The sequence below is a fragment of the Xenorhabdus sp. SGI246 genome (genome assembly GCF_040838225.1).
Taxonomy (GTDB): domain Bacteria; phylum Pseudomonadota; class Gammaproteobacteria; order Enterobacterales; family Enterobacteriaceae; genus Xenorhabdus; species Xenorhabdus indica.
On record NZ_JBFPEZ010000014.1, the window covers coordinates 18,511 to 33,685 of the forward strand.

Consider the following 15,175-nt stretch of genomic DNA (forward strand, 5'->3'; position numbering starts at 1 on the left):
GATGTGAAATGAAAGTTACTGTATTTGGTATTGGCTACGTTGGCTTAGTCCAGGCAACCGTGTTTGCCGAAGTCGGGCATGATGTACTTTGTGTTGATATTGATACAAGAAAAGTTGAAAACCTGAAAAATGGTCAGATCCCTATTTTTGAACCAGGACTGGAATCTTTGGTTAAAAAAAATTATGCGGAAGGGCGTCTGAGCTTTACAACGGATGCTAAAGCTGGCGTCGCACATGGCAAATTACAGTTTATCGCCGTAGGAACACCTCCTGATGAAGATGGCTCTGCCGATTTGCAATATGTCACTGCTGTAGCCCGGACTATTGCAGAGAATATGGATAACTATAAAGTGGTGGTTGATAAATCAACTGTTCCTGTGGGAACTGCGGATAAAGTCAAAGCTGTCATGCAAGTCGCTTTGGCTGAACGTGGAGCTAATATTCCATATGATGTTGTTTCCAATCCTGAGTTTTTGAAAGAAGGGGCCGCAGTTGCTGATTGTATGCGGCCTGAACGCATTATCATTGGCTGTGATAACGATAGCGTGATTGATGTGATGAGAGAACTGTATGAACCGTTTAATCGTAATCATGATCGTATGATTGTTATGGATATCCGCAGTGCGGAGCTAACAAAATATGCCGCTAATTGCATGTTAGCAACCAAAATCAGTTTTATGAATGAAATTGCTAACCTGGCAGAAATGTTGGGGGCAGATATTGAACATGTACGTCAAGGCATTGGTTCTGATTCACGTATTGGGTATCACTTTATTTATCCGGGATGTGGATATGGCGGTTCATGTTTCCCCAAAGATGTGCAGGCATTGATTCGTACTTCTGAACAAATCGGATATACGCCCAAGATTTTACAGGCAGTAGAGCAGGTTAATGAAAAACAAAAAAGAAAATTACCTGTTTTTGTTAAACGTCACTTTGGTGATGATCTATCTGGCAAGACATTTGCAATATGGGGATTATCATTTAAGCCTAATACAGATGATATGCGAGAAGCATCAAGCCGTGTATTGATGGAAGAGTTATGGGAAGGTGGTGCCAAAATACAAGCTTATGATCCGGAAGCTATGCAGGAAGCTCAGCGTATTTATGGACAGCGGGATGATCTTGCCTTGATGGGGACAAAAGAAGCGGCATTAAAAGGTGCAGATGCTTTGATTATTTGCACAGAATGGCAAAATTTTAGGGCGCCTGATTTTGATGTTATAAAAAACTCACTCAAAACTCCGGTTATTTTTGATGGACGTAATCTTTATGATCCTGAACGTCTGCAATCCAGAGGATTTACATACTATGGCATTGGTCGTGGTGCCTCTATTAATCCAGTCATTTGAGTTGTGATATGAAATTTTTAGTCACAGGTTCCGCTGGTTTTATTGGTTTTCATGTTAGCCAGCGGTTATTAAGTATGGGGTATGAAGTTGTCGGCATCGATAATATCAATAATTATTATGATGTTAATTTGAAGCAGGCAAGATTAAATTTATTACTCCCTAATCCGGGTTTTAAATTTGAAAAATTAGATCTGGCTGATAGAGTTGCAATTTCGGCGTTGTTTTCTAAACACCAATTTCAACGAGTTATCCATTTGGGAGCACAGCCGGGTGTTCGTTATTCAATACAGAACCCAATGGCATATATTGATGCCAACATTGTTGGTCATATCAATATTCTTGAAGGATGTCGTCATAATCGCATTGAACATTTATTATATGCGTCTTCAAGTTCAGTATATGGATTAAATAAAAAACAACCATTCTCTACTGATGATTCGGTTGATCATCCTGTTTCTTTATATGCTGCTACCAAAAAAGCTGATGAATTAATGTCTCACAGCTACTCACACCTTTATCAATTACCGACCACAGGTTTACGGTTTTTTACAGTATATGGCCCGTGGGGGCGTCCTGATATGGCTTTATTTAAGTTTACTAAAGCTATGTTGGAGGGTAAGTCTATTGATGTTTATAATCATGGGAATATGGTGAGGGATTTCACATATATTGATGATATTGTCGAGTCTATAATCAGATTGCAAGCCATTATTCCCACCTCTGATAAAGATTGGTCAGTTGAAGAAGGACAGATTTCTGCCAGCTCTGCACCATATCGTATTTACAATATTGGTAATGGTCGTCCGATAAAATTGGGTGATTTTATTGAAGCGATTGAATCGTCATTAGGTATAAAGGCAAAGAAAAACTTTATGGATATTCAGGATGGTGATGTACTGTCCACTTGCGCTGATTCTAGAGCGCTCTACGAGAAGATAGGTTTTTCGCCCAACACACCAGTGAAAGAAGGTGTGAAACAGTTTGTTGATTGGTATTTGGATTTTTACCAGCAGGATTAAGATTAGACTTAATATTAGAATAGTAATAAAAAAGGAGCTAATAGCTCCTTTTTTAACTCTGTGTTAATAAAAAACTAAGTTGATGTTAAATTGTTTTTTTTCACGTTAGGGAATAATAAGGGAGTTTAAACCGTTAATATAACCCGTAGTGCTCTTACATCAGCCAGTAATTAACTTAGTTAGATATATTAACTATAAAACAAAAATACCCTGTCAAGGGTATTTTTGTTATTAGTGTGCAAAATAACTGATTAGATCAGAAAATCTTCCAGTGACTTGCCTTCTTCTTCAATTGCTTTTTTGATTACTGCTGGAGTACGGCCTTGTCCAGTCCAGGTTTTAGTTTCACCATTGTCAACGTATGAATATTTAGCTGGACGTGCAGCACGTTTAGATTTACCCGTAGTTTTACCACTTAAAGCGTCTACTAAATCGCTTAATTCAATACCGTCTTTTTCCAACATTTCACGGTATTCTTGAAGCTTACGTGTACGTTCTTCTATTTGAGCACGAGCTTGGCTTTCTTCTTCACGACGTTCTTCAACAACAATTGTGAGTTTTTCCAGCATTTCTTCTAATGTGCTAAGTTCACATTCTCTTGCTTGCGCGCGCAAGGTACGGATGTTATTTAAGGATTTTAAATTTTCGCTCATTGTCCTGGTCTCAAATTATAATGATGATGGCTGATGTATGGATAATAATAGAATGCTATTTTATTTTCTGCAATAGTGAATTTACTTTCTCAGGCTAAAACATCCCATTTTAAAATGCAATTTTTTTGATAATCGATATATTGTGTTTTAATTCTACTATTGGATTTATCATTTCTCGATAACGGTTAGACGTAGATTACTCAAAGCAGAGTGGGGATAAACTCGAACATATAAAACTAATTTATAGTCAATCCGTAAGAGATGTTAACTGTTCATCCCAAAATAAGTTGATGTTCAAAGGAGTAATGAAATTTTTTTTATGGGTAATCTATTGGTTATGATTATAGCGGAGTAAATTGCACAAAAGTAAACCACTTTGATTATTAATATGCAAAGAATGGAATAAAAAATAGCTATTTCTTTCTAATGTTAAATTTGTTCATTTGTCATGCAATAAGTACTTGTGGTGCTGATTTTATATGCGCAAATGTGACGATTATCATGAAATTATTCATTTCATATTTGTTCTGATTTTTATCCTGTATCTCATTTGGTCAATAACAAAGGATAACCTTAAGTTGAGATTGTGGTAAACTTGCGGTGATATATTGCTTGGTTAAATTTGACAAGAGGATGGACGGGCCAATGGCTCAGCTTTATTTTTATTATTCTGCTATGAATGCAGGAAAATCAACTTCCTTATTACAGTCTTCTTATAACTATAACGAAAGAGGAATGAGGACGTTGATTTTTACAGCAGAAATCGACACCCGATTTGAAAAAGGGAAGGTGAGCTCCCGTATTGGTTTATCCGCAGATGCCTTGTTGTTTTCACCGGTAACTAATATCGCTGAACTTATCAGACGTGAAAACAAAGTAGAAAAGATCCATTGTGTTTTGATTGATGAATGCCAATTTTTAACAAAAGAACACGTCAAACAGCTTTGTGAAATTGTTGATTACGATGATATCCCTGTTCTTTGTTATGGTTTAAGAACAGATTTTCAGGGAGAATTATTTAGTGGTAGCCAATATCTTCTTGCGTGGTCAGATAAATTAGTTGAACTAAAAACGATTTGTCATTGTGGAAGAAAAGCCAGCCATGTACTGCGTTTTGGCAGCGATGGCAACGTTGTTTATGATGGTGCGCAGGTTGATATTGGAGGCAATGAAAAATATGTCTCAGTGTGTCGCAGGCACTATTCTGATGTCATTCGTGATGCTAAGGCTAAAAAAGTTGAGCGGACATAATGCCTTTTGTATGCGTATTATGATTAAGTTAAAACACATGAATTAATAAAAAGGCATCGGTTATACCTGATGCCTTTTAAATCACATTGGTTTATCATTTATTATTATTTCTTATTATTTTTCTTCCTGCTTAGATAAGGCAGGCTCTATGAATTTACGTCCATAAAAGGAATCCAACATTAATTGCTTCAATTCAGAAATTAACGGATAACGAGGATTGGCACCGGTACATTGATCGTCAAAGGCATCCTCTGCCAGTTTATCTATTTTTGCCAAGAACTCGCTTTCCTGAACCCCGGCTTCACGAATTGAGGTTGGAATATTTAGTTGAAATTTTAATTCTTCTAACCATGTAAGGAGCTTTTCAATTTTGGTTGCAGTGCGATCACCAACACTACTTAATCCCAGATGTTCTGCAATTTCGGCATAACGACGTCTTGCTTGGGGACGATCATATTGGCTGAATGCTGTTTGTTTGGTTGGGTTGTTATTGGCATTATAGCGAATAACATTACAGATAAGCAGGGCATTCGCTAGCCCATGTGGGATGTGGAATTCGGAGCCAAGCTTATGAGCCATAGAGTGGCAGACGCCCAAAAAGGCTCGACTTCAAAAAACACTTCGGTTTCTACATTATGCGCTTTCAATACCTTGATAACTCGATCGGCATAGCCGTTATTAAATAAGAAGGAGTCTGTCACAATAAAGGCGCGTTTTACTCCATCTGTCGCAATTTCTTCCAGAGCGACAGGCAGAGAACCACGCCGGAAGTAGATTGATTTGGGAATTTTGTGCCACAGCATATTTTCGGCTCTTTTAGCGACAGTTTTTGTATTAATCAAGTGTTTTGGCCCAACGTTTTCTGAAATAGAATTTCCGCCCCAGGAGCCACATCCTAGTGTTAGAGAAGGGGACAGTTTAAAGTTGTAAAGATCGCCTATTCCCCCCTGAGATGCGGGAGTATTAATCAAAATACGCGCCGTTTTCATTTTATCGCCGAAATATTTAATGCGGGCTGCTTGATTATCTTGATCAATATAGAGAGAAGACGTGTGACCAATACCACCCATTTCAACGAGTTTTTCTGCCTTTTTAACAGCATCTTCAAAGTCTTTACTCCGATACATGGCGAGCAGTGGTGATAATTTTTCGTGAGCAAAGGGTTCTTTTTCATCTACCAATGTAACTTCACCGATAAGAATTCTGGTATTTTCAGGAACAGCTATCCCTGCCATTTCTGCAATTTTGGTTGCTGGCTGACCGACAATAGCAGCGTTCAGGCTACCATTTTTCAGGATAATATTTTGGACAGCTTTCAGTTCTTTTCCTTGCAGAATATAGCCGCCATGATTTAAGAAGCGTTCACGGACCTGTTTATAAACATGATCAACCACAATAACGGATTGTTCAGAAGCACAAATCACGCCATTATCGAACGTCTTAGACATCAAAATAGAGGCTACTGCGCGTTTGACATCTGCCGATTCATCGATCACGACAGGTGTATTACCTGCACCGACACCAATGGCGGGTTTACCTGAGCTATAGGCTGCTTTTGCCATTCCGGGTCCGCCTGTCGCCAGAATAAGGTTAATATCAGCGTGGTGCATCAAAGCATTTGAGAGTTCAACAGAAGGTTCGTCTATCCAGCCGATAATATCTTTTGGTGCGCCTGCTGCGATAGCTGCCTGTAGAACGATTTCTGCTGCTTTGTTCGTGGCTTTTTTAGCCCGTGGATGGGGAGAAAAAATAATGCCATTACGGGTTTTCAGACTGATAAGTGCTTTGAAAATAGCCGTTGAAGTTGGATTAGTTGTCGGGATGATGCCGCAAATAAGCCCAATAGGTTCAGCTATAGTGATTGTTCCAAAGGTGTCATCTTCGGATAAAACCCCACAGGTTTTATCATCCTTATAGGCATTATAAATATACTCAGAAGCGAAGTGATTTTTGATCACTTTGTCTTCGATTATTCCCATTCCTGATTCGGATACAGCTAATTTTGCCAAAGGAATGCGGGCATCAGCAGCAGCAAGAGCAGCAGCACGGAATATGTGGTCAACTTGTTCTTGTGAAAAACTGGCGAATTCTCTTTGCGCTTTTTTTACACGAACAACTAATTCATTCAGTTCAACAACCTGAGTTACAGCCATAGAGAGTACTCCTGGTAAAAATCAAATTTTTTTAGGAAATTAGCTGTGCGGTTTGTGATTATTGTTCTGTAAAGTCAAATTTATGTTGTGAGCTTTATCAGTAAAAACGCTGTTATGAATACCGCTAATCACCTTAAAAAAACTGTATAAATTCATATAAATGAGTGTTAATTCTGAATTTTTTCTAAGAGTTTCTATTTGAATACAGCTTATCATTGACTGGTTTTTAAATAGTGATTTAGATCATGAAAGCAGTAAGCTGACACCATTCAATAGATAGATTTTATTATTAGATATCAAAAAATTATTAGGATTATTTTTAAATATTTATTTAATTTTTATGGAATATTTTGTTAAATAAATTTTGATAATATTTTTTTAGAAGAAATAAGTGAAAAATAATTAATAGACAACCAATAAAGAGTATAGCTAGTCGATTAAAGTATTTTCGTATCTGGGTAAGAACTTACTTTTTATATTTTATTTGATAATTTACCTTTCCTTTCTGAAAAATACTGTTTTTTTCCACACCATATTGCCCGCTATAGCGGGCTATCATTGGTGCCTTGTTTCACCATTTTGTGATGAAGATGGGCTTTTAATCTGTGATGATTGCATTTTGTTAAAATAATGTTTATTTTCTTTTTTGTTGGATACTTTAGTGATCTGATAAATAAAAATAAATAAAAAATCTTTTTTATCAGTATGTTATTGTTATTTCAATGGACATATTCCATGTAAGAATAAATAATTACTTTAACGGCTTAATAAACATATTATAAAAAATATCATAACAAACCTTGTATAGATTGAATGCCGAACATATAAATTGCTCTTATTTAATAAAATGAATTATCAGGATTGATAGATTAAAAAATGAGTAATTCACTGTTCATCACTTGGAGAAAAGAATAATGAAAAAAACACCGTCAAAGTTGAGTCAGTTGATTTCCTCTATTATTTTATTATCGTTTCCTGTGACGCAAGGAATTGCTGCGCAGGTTCCCGCAGGTGTAGTGTTGGCAGAGAAGCAAGAAGTTACTGTTAATAATGGTGTTGAGGTTACATCACTGGATCCTCATAAAATTGAAGGTGCTCCGGAAACCAACATTATTCGTAACTTACTTGAAGGATTAGTAAGCACCGGGCCAAATGGTGAAATTGTGCCGGGAGTCGCAGAAAAATGGGAAACTGATGATTATCAGGTGTGGACATTTTATTTACGTGACAATGCCAAGTGGAGTGATGGTAAGCCAGTTATGGCACAGGATTTTGTTTATAGCTGGCGTCGTCTCTCTGATCCAAAAGTAGGATCGCCTTATACCAGCTATTTGCAATATACCTATGTATTGAATGCAGATGAGATCTTAAAAGGAAAAAAATCGCCTGATCAACTGGGTGTTAAAGCGCTTGATGAGCGCCGTTTTCAAGTGACATTAAGTCGTCCTGTTCCTTACCTTATTAATATGTTGAGCCATACACCACTGAAACCCATCCGGCAAGATATTGTGGAAAAATTTGGTATTAAGTGGACGTTACCAGAGAATTTTATCGGTAATGGGGCTTACACATTAAAAGATTGGGTCATTAATGAACGCATTGTTTTAACGCGTAATTCACAATATTGGAATGATAAAGAGTCCATTATCGAAAAAGGCACTTTCTTACCTATCGTCTCAGGTATTAGTGATGTTAACCGTTACCGCAGTGGGGAAGTAGATATTACCAACAATGCTATTCCACCAGAACTGTATCAAAAAATGAAACGGGATATTCCTGAGCAAGTGCAAACTTCACCTTATCTATGTACGTTTTATTACGAAATTAATAACCAAAAACCTTTATTTAAAGATAAACGAGTACGTGAAGCCATTAAGCTGAGTCTTGACAGAGATATTATCACTCAAAGGATTATGGGACAGGGGCAAATTCCGGCATACGGTTTTACACCTACTTTTATTGGTAGCAGCCTTACGATTAATCCAGATTGGGCGAATTGGACACAAGAACAACGTAATCAACGGGCAAAAGAGTTATTAAAAGAAGCCGGCTTTGATGCCAGCAATCCCCTCAAATTTACCTTGCTCTATAACACCTCAGAGCAGAACAAACAACAAGCTATTGCTGCGGCGTCCATGTGGCAGAAAAACATTGGAGCAAAAGTCACATTGCAAAATCAGGAATGGAAAACCTCACTGCAAAATCGTCATCAGGGAAATTATGATGTGGCGAGAGCTACATGGTGTGGCGATTATAACGAGCCTTCATCCTTCTTAAATTACCTATTGTCGGACAGCAGTAATAATACGGCGTTCTACCAGAATGAGGCCTTTGATAATTATCTTAAGCAGGCCCTGACAGCTAAAGATGAAAAGACACGCAAGGAATTTTACCAGTTAGCAGAGGTTCAGCTTGATGCTGATTCGGGCTTGATTCCTGTCTATTACCGGGTTTCTACACGCCTGATTCGCCCAACGGTCGGAGGAGTGACAGGAAAAGATCCTTTAGATTACGTTGATCTTAAGAACTTATATATCAAAAAAATAGATAACTGATTGTTATTACAGAAATTCTATTACTGTAAATGTAAATAAAACAGTTTCTTTTGAAATGAGAAAATAATTAGCCCTGAAAATAGGGTGGCTTTTATAAGAGCCTGATGAATCAATAGGAGTAATAAAAAGATGATAAACACAACAAAAAAGAAGATTGCTGCTGGCATTACGGTAGCATTAAGCATGATGATCGGGGCACAGGCATTTGCTGCAAAAGTTCCTGCGGGTGTACAACTGGCAGAAAAACAAACTCTGGTACGCAATAATGGCACTGAACCACAATCACTGGATCCCCATAAAATCGAAGGTGTACCAGAATCAAATATTGCTCGTGATTTATTTGAAACACTGGTGATTAATGAGCCTGATGGAAAAATTATTCCGGGTGTTGCTGAGAGCTGGGAACATAACCCGGATTTTACAGTCTGGACATTCCACCTGCGTAAAGATGCGAAATGGTCAAATGGTGATCCTTTCACGGCACAAGATTTTGTTTACAGTTGGCGCCGGGCGACTGATCCAAACACGGCATCCCCTTATGCAAGTTACATGCAATATGCTCATCTTCTGAATGTTGATGATATCATCAAGGGTAAGAAAAAACCGGAAACATTAGGCGTTAAAGCATTAGATGACCATACATTACAATTAACACTCAGCGAACCTGTACCTTATTTAGTCCGATTAATGGTTCACACATCAACATCACCAGTACATCGTGCGACTGTTGAAAAATTTGGTGAAAGATGGACACAGCCACAGCATTTTGTTGGTAATGGCGCTTATAAAGTGAAAAGTTGGGTGATTAATGAGCGCCTTGTTTTAGAACGTAATCCAATGTATTGGGATAATAAAAATACAGTCATTGATCAAGTCACCGTTTTGCCTATTTCTTCTGAAGTCACTGATGTCAATCGTTATCGTGCCGGCGAGATTGAGATGAGTTATGACAACTTACCCGTTGAGTTATTCCAAAAACTGAAAAAAGAGATCCCTGAACAATTACGTGCTAACCCAAAATTGTGCACCTACTACTACGAGATTAATAATGAGAAGCCGCCATTTAATGATCCTCGAGTTCGTACCGCGCTAAAATTGGGTATGGATCGCGATCTTATGACTCATAAGGTGAAAAATCAGGGTGATATACCCGCTTATGGTTATACTCCACCTTATATTGCTGATTTTAAAGATGAAAAACCAGATTGGTACACTAAGCTAAATCAACAGCAGCGTAACGAAGAAGCGAAGAAGCTACTAGCAGAAGCTGGATTTACCAAAGATAACCCACTGAAAATTAAATTATTGTATAACACTTCCGATCTACATAAAAAATTAGCCATTGCCGCCGCGTCTGTTTGGAAAAAGAATATCGGTGTTGAAGTTTCTCTCGAAAACCAGGAATGGAAAACCTTCCTTGATTCCCGTCATCAGGGCAATTATGACGTCGCCAGAGCCGGATGGTGTGCTGACTATAACGAAGCCTCTACCTTTTTGAACCCTATGTTATCCAATAGTAGCAACAATACTTCTCATTATAAGAGTAAAGAATTTGATGTTTTAATGAAGCAATCATTGCAAGCTAAAACAGATGAAGAGCGAGCCGAAATCTATGCTAAGGCTAATGCGCAATTGGATAAAGATTCTGCGGTGGTTCCTCTCTTTTACAATACAAATACCCGTTTATTAAAACCCTATGTAGGTGGGTATACCGGCAAAGATCCGCTGGATAACTTCCATACCAAGGACATGTACATCATAAAACATTAGGAATCTGCAGGTGGCTTAAGTAATGAGCTGCCTGTGTATCAGATAATTAAGACCACGGTTTGGTCAGATAATAGGAACGGGCAATGTTTAAATTTATTTTACGCCGCTGCTTAGAGGCGATCCCGACACTTTTCATTCTCATCACAATTTCGTTCTTTATGATGCGGCTTGCTCCCGGTAGCCCATTTACCGGGGAAAGAAAGCTTCCACCTGAAGTGATGGCGAATATCGAAGCAAAATACCATTTGAATGATCCTATCTATAAACAATATTTCAATTACTTAATCCAGCTCTCCAAAGGGGATTTTGGCCCTTCATTCAAGTATAAGGACTACAGCGTAAATGATTTGGTGGCAGAAGCGTTGCCCGTTTCTGCTAAGTTAGGTGCCGCTGCTTTTATTATGGCCGTTATATTTGGTGTCAGTGCAGGGGTTATTGCTGCGCTGAATCAGAATACTAAATGGGATTATACGGTAATGGGGTTTGCTATGACGGGGGTTGTCATCCCAAGTTTCGTAGTGGCCCCTTTATTGGTTCTGATATTTGCCATTACATTAAAATGGCTGCCGGGAGGCGGTTGGAATGGCGGAGCACCTAAATATATGCTTTTGCCGATGGTTGCGTTATCTCTTTCTTATATTGCCAGTATTTCCCGTATTACTCGCGGCTCTATGATTGAAGTTCTGCATTCTAACTTTATCCGAACAGCAAGAGCCAAAGGGCTGCCATTACGAACGATTATTTTCCGCCATGCGTTGAAACCTGCCTTATTGCCAGTGATTTCTTATATGGGGCCCGCTTTTGTGGGCATTATTACCGGTTCAATGGTTATTGAAACTATCTTCGGTTTACCCGGTCTGGGGCAATTGTTCGTTAATGGTGCTTTAAACCGTGACTACTCATTAGTGTTGAGCCTGACGATTTTGGTAGGTGGGTTGACCATTATGTTCAACGCTATCGTTGATGTGCTGTATGCCGTCATCGATCCGAAAATCCGTTACTAAAACTGGAGCACGCAATGTTACTAAATAAGAAAAATAGCGGCGCTCTGGAAAATTTCTCTGAGCAACTGGAAATTGAAGGCCGCAGTTTGTGGCAGGATGCACGCCGCCGTTTTATGCACAATAAAGCAGCAATAACAAGTTTATGTATCCTATTTTTAATTACTTTGTTTGTCATTCTGGCACCAATGTTATCTCAGTATGCCTACGACGATACTGACTGGAACATGATGACCATGCCACCTGATTTCGAATCATACCACTATTTTGGTACAGACTCATCCGGTCGTGATCTGTTAGTTCGTGTAGCCATCGGCGGACGCATTTCATTAATGGTTGGTATCGCGGCGGCTCTGATTGCTGTGATATTCGGCACATTATATGGTGCGATGTCAGGTTATCTTGGTGGCAAAGTCGATATGGTCATGATGCGTTTACTGGAAATCCTCAACTCCTTCCCATTTATGTTCTTTGTCATCCTGTTAGTGACTTTCTTTGGACAAAATATCCTGTTGATTTTTGTTGCGATAGGTATGGTGTCATGGTTGGACATGGCACGTATCGTCCGGGGCCAGACATTAAGCCTCAAGCGCAAGGAATTCATTGAAGCTGCATTGGTCTGTGGTGTCTCTACCCGTCATATCGTTTTACGTCATATCGTGCCAAACGTACTGGGTGTGGTGGTAGTTTATGCTTCATTGCTGGTGCCAAGTATGATCCTGTTTGAATCTTTCCTGAGTTTCCTTGGATTGGGCACACAAGAACCTCTAAGTAGCTGGGGAGCCTTATTAAGTGATGGAGCCAACTCAATGGAAGTGGCTCCGTGGTTACTCTTATTTCCTGCGGGCTTTCTGGTAATGACCCTGTTTTGTTTTAACTTTATTGGCGACGGCCTGCGAGATGCCCTCGACCCGAAAGACCGTTAAGGAGAGCCTATGAATAGCGTAGAAACGATAAAACATGCTAAAAGCGCTGAACCACTATTAACGGTGAATGATTTAAACGTGGTATTCAGTACGCCTGATGGCAACGTAACAGCAGTGAATAAACTGAATTTTGATTTGCAGGCAGGAGAAACTCTGGGCATTGTGGGTGAATCAGGTTCCGGTAAATCTCAGACAGCATTTGCCTTAATGGGGTTGCTGGCCAGTAATGGTACTGTCAGTGGATCCGCGGTTTTTAACGGGCGCGAAATTCTTAACCTGCAAGAAAAAGAGTTGAATAAGATGAGAGCGGAAGAAATCTCGATGATCTTCCAAGATCCTATGACATCTCTCAATCCTTATATGCGGGTAGGTGATCAATTGACCGAAGTACTAATGCTGCATAAAAAGATGAGCAAGAGTGCAGCCATTGAAGAATCTATCCGAATGTTGGATGCCGTTAAAATGCCAGAAGCGCGTAAGCGCATGAAAATGTTCCCGCATGAATTTTCTGGTGGAATGCGTCAGCGCGTCATGATAGCAATGGCGCTATTGTGTCAGCCTAAGTTACTGATTGCGGATGAACCTACTACTGCGCTGGACGTCACCGTTCAGGCGCAGATAATGACTTTACTTAACGAACTGAAAAATGAATTTAACACTGCCATCATTATAATCACCCATGACTTGGGCGTCGTTGCCGGTATTTGTGACAAAGTGCTGGTTATGTATGCGGGAAGAACTATGGAATATGGTACTGCCCGCGACGTATTCTATCGTCCGACACATCCTTATTCGATTGGATTGCTTAATGCCGTTCCCCGACTTGATGGTGATGAAGAATCTCTGGCAACAATTCAAGGCAATCCTCCAAACTTACTGCGTTTGCCAAAAGGTTGTCCATTCCAGCCACGTTGTCAGTTTGCTACTGAACATTGTGTGATTGAAGAACCACCATTAGAACAGTTTGACCTTGGGCGCTTACGTGCCTGCTTCAGACGTCAGGAGGAATTAGTATGAATACAGTTGGCACAAACACAATAACTGAAAAAAGAGTCCTCCTGGAAGTTGACGATCTAAAAGTTTATTTTGATATCAAGGATGGCAAGCAGTGGTTCTGGCAATCTTCGAAAACATTGAAAGCCGTAAATGGCGTCACCTTGAGACTATATGAAGGAGAAACGTTAGGCGTTGTCGGTGAATCAGGCTGCGGTAAATCAACCCTTGCCAGAGCGGTTATTGGCTTAGTTAAAGCTTCTGGTGGTTCGGTTACCTGGCTTGGCCAAAATCTTTTTGATATCAATGAAAAACAGTGGCGGGATATCCGTAATGACATCCAGATGATTTTTCAGGATCCGCTGGCATCCCTTAACCCACGTATGACGATTGGTGACATCATCGCTGAACCATTAAAAACTTATTACCCCAAAATGAAAGATGCGGAGGTAAAAGAAAAGGTTAAGAAGATGATGATGAAGGTAGGTTTATTGCCTAACCTGATTAACCGCTATCCCCATGAATTTTCAGGTGGTCAGTGTCAGCGTATCGGCATTGCCCGTGCCCTGATTCTGGAGCCTAAATTGATCATCTGTGATGAACCCGTTTCTGCATTGGATGTTTCCATTCAGGCGCAGGTTGTAAACTTATTGCAGGAAATACAACGGGAGATGGGGCTTTCCTTGATCTTTATCGCCCATGATCTCTCGATAGTAAAACATATCTCAGATCGAGTATTGGTCATGTATTTGGGAAACGCAGTGGAACTGGGGACTTACGACGAGGTTTATCACAATCCTCTGCATCCATATACCCGCGCATTGATGTCAGCAGTACCTATTCCTGATCCAGATAAAGAACGTAACAAACAGATTGAATTATTGGAAGGGGAACTCCCGTCACCGATTAACCCTCCATCTGGATGTGTATTCCGCACCCGTTGCCCGATGGCTGATGCAGAATGTGCCAGAACGCGCCCATTACTGGAAGGTAGCTTTAAACATGCGGTTTCTTGTCTTAAGGTTGATCCGTTATAGCAAGAAAATAGGCATTGTGATAAGTAAATCGATTATATGATGCTGTCACTAATATTTATTCAAGGCCCTCATTGTGAGGGCTTCTTTATGGATGAAAAAAGTGGTTGTGTATGAAGAGATCACTTGGACATCCGTGCCTTGATGCAGCATTTTGATTGGTGATATTCGCCAGATCATATGCTGCTTTCACAGCCTCTTTAACAAAACTCATCGAGTTAGCAGATTAATCAGCAATAGCAAGAAACAGTTTTGCAGATTCCAGTTTAATTTCTGATTGAAAAATATTTTCATCATGCAATCTACTTGGTATTGCAGTGAGAATAGTCTCTCTATTGTGGTGAGTCACGTTAGTGTAACAAAACATTTAAATATAGACTCAGTGCTGAATATCTTAATTTTTTAATAAAATTAATTAGTTAAAGTTGGATATTGCTGCCAATCCCATCAGAACAATAAATGTTCAAA

General features: G+C 39.4%; 10 protein-coding genes and 1 pseudogene. 9 read left to right on the forward strand and 2 right to left on the reverse strand.

Going from position 1 to position 15,175, the window contains the following annotated elements:
* Nucleotides 1–8: 8 nt before the first annotated feature.
* Nucleotides 9–1,352: a UDP-glucose/GDP-mannose dehydrogenase family protein gene (locus ABLA85_RS03740; RefSeq protein ID WP_367961495.1), complete on the forward strand. Its 1,344-nt coding sequence runs from the start codon at nucleotides 9–11 to the stop codon at nucleotides 1,350–1,352.
* An 8-nt stretch (nucleotides 1,353–1,360) separates the two neighbouring features.
* Nucleotides 1,361–2,371 (forward strand): NAD-dependent epimerase, encoded by a 1,011-nt coding sequence (locus ABLA85_RS03745; RefSeq protein WP_367961497.1) that lies wholly within the window; start codon nucleotides 1,361–1,363, stop codon nucleotides 2,369–2,371.
* A gap of 251 nt (nucleotides 2,372–2,622) precedes the next feature.
* Here the strand turns inward: ABLA85_RS03745 and hns are convergent, their stop codons facing one another.
* Nucleotides 2,623–3,024, reverse strand: a complete 402-nt coding sequence (gene hns / locus ABLA85_RS03750) for a histone-like nucleoid-structuring protein H-NS (RefSeq protein WP_367961500.1) — start codon at nucleotides 3,022–3,024, stop codon at nucleotides 2,623–2,625.
* 645 nt (nucleotides 3,025–3,669) lie between these two features.
* On the opposite strand from hns, the gene ABLA85_RS03755 reads away from it, so the two are divergent.
* Nucleotides 3,670–4,275 carry a thymidine kinase gene (locus ABLA85_RS03755; protein ID WP_367961503.1) on the forward strand — a complete coding sequence of 202 codons (606 nt, stop codon included), beginning with the start codon at nucleotides 3,670–3,672 and terminating at the stop codon, nucleotides 4,273–4,275.
* Nucleotides 4,276–4,389: 114 nt separating this feature from the next.
* Here ABLA85_RS03755 and ABLA85_RS03760 read toward each other — a convergent pair.
* Nucleotides 4,390–6,428: pseudogene (locus ABLA85_RS03760) on the reverse strand (iron-containing alcohol dehydrogenase).
* 914 nt (nucleotides 6,429–7,342) lie between these two features.
* Here ABLA85_RS03760 and ABLA85_RS03765 point away from each other — a divergent pair.
* The 6 genes from ABLA85_RS03765 to oppF all read left to right on the forward strand — a co-directional run bounded on the left by ABLA85_RS03765 (nucleotide 7,343) and on the right by oppF (nucleotide 14,710).
* Entirely contained in the window at nucleotides 7,343–8,983 is a 1,641-nt protein-coding gene (locus tag ABLA85_RS03765; protein ID WP_367961505.1) for an ABC transporter substrate-binding protein, read from the forward strand.
* 129 nt (nucleotides 8,984–9,112) lie between these two features.
* Complete coding sequence (oppA, locus tag ABLA85_RS03770; protein WP_367961508.1) at nucleotides 9,113–10,753, forward strand: oligopeptide ABC transporter substrate-binding protein OppA; 1,641 nt, start codon at nucleotides 9,113–9,115, stop codon at nucleotides 10,751–10,753.
* Nucleotides 10,754–10,836: 83 nt separating this feature from the next.
* Complete coding sequence (oppB, locus tag ABLA85_RS03775) at nucleotides 10,837–11,757, forward strand: oligopeptide ABC transporter permease OppB (RefSeq protein WP_187649270.1); 921 nt, start codon at nucleotides 10,837–10,839, stop codon at nucleotides 11,755–11,757.
* Nucleotides 11,758–11,771: 14 nt separating this feature from the next.
* Complete coding sequence (gene oppC, locus ABLA85_RS03780) at nucleotides 11,772–12,680, forward strand: oligopeptide ABC transporter permease OppC (RefSeq protein ID WP_367961511.1); 909 nt, start codon at nucleotides 11,772–11,774, stop codon at nucleotides 12,678–12,680.
* Between the two features lie 9 nt (nucleotides 12,681–12,689).
* The gene (locus tag ABLA85_RS03785) at nucleotides 12,690–13,697 is read left to right on the forward strand and encodes an ABC transporter ATP-binding protein (RefSeq protein WP_367961513.1); all 1,008 of its coding nucleotides are present in this window, start codon (nucleotides 12,690–12,692) and stop codon (nucleotides 13,695–13,697) included.
* Entirely contained in the window at nucleotides 13,694–14,710 is a 1,017-nt protein-coding gene (oppF, locus tag ABLA85_RS03790; RefSeq protein WP_367961515.1) for a murein tripeptide/oligopeptide ABC transporter ATP binding protein OppF, read from the forward strand. The genes ABLA85_RS03785 and oppF overlap by 4 nt, the downstream gene beginning before the upstream one ends.
* The last annotated feature ends 465 nt before the right edge of the window (nucleotides 14,711–15,175 follow it).

What these genes read in the sequence shown, in the direction of transcription:
- ABLA85_RS03740 (WP_367961495.1), top strand. Translation starts at nt 9, where the DNA reads ATGAAAGTTACTGTATTTGGTATTGGCTACGTTGGCTTAGTCCAGGCA.
- ABLA85_RS03745 (WP_367961497.1), top strand. Translation starts at nt 1,361, where the DNA reads ATGAAATTTTTAGTCACAGGTTCCGCTGGTTTTATTGGTTTTCATGTT.
- hns (WP_367961500.1), bottom strand. Translation starts at nt 3,024, where the DNA reads ATGAGCGAAAATTTAAAATCCTTAAATAACATCCGTACCTTGCGCGCG.
- ABLA85_RS03755 (WP_367961503.1), top strand. Translation starts at nt 3,670, where the DNA reads ATGGCTCAGCTTTATTTTTATTATTCTGCTATGAATGCAGGAAAATCA.
- ABLA85_RS03765 (WP_367961505.1), top strand. Translation starts at nt 7,343, where the DNA reads ATGAAAAAAACACCGTCAAAGTTGAGTCAGTTGATTTCCTCTATTATT.
- oppA (WP_367961508.1), top strand. Translation starts at nt 9,113, where the DNA reads ATGATAAACACAACAAAAAAGAAGATTGCTGCTGGCATTACGGTAGCA.
- oppB (WP_187649270.1), top strand. Translation starts at nt 10,837, where the DNA reads ATGTTTAAATTTATTTTACGCCGCTGCTTAGAGGCGATCCCGACACTT.
- oppC (WP_367961511.1), top strand. Translation starts at nt 11,772, where the DNA reads ATGTTACTAAATAAGAAAAATAGCGGCGCTCTGGAAAATTTCTCTGAG.
- ABLA85_RS03785 (WP_367961513.1), top strand. Translation starts at nt 12,690, where the DNA reads ATGAATAGCGTAGAAACGATAAAACATGCTAAAAGCGCTGAACCACTA.
- oppF (WP_367961515.1), top strand. Translation starts at nt 13,694, where the DNA reads ATGAATACAGTTGGCACAAACACAATAACTGAAAAAAGAGTCCTCCTG.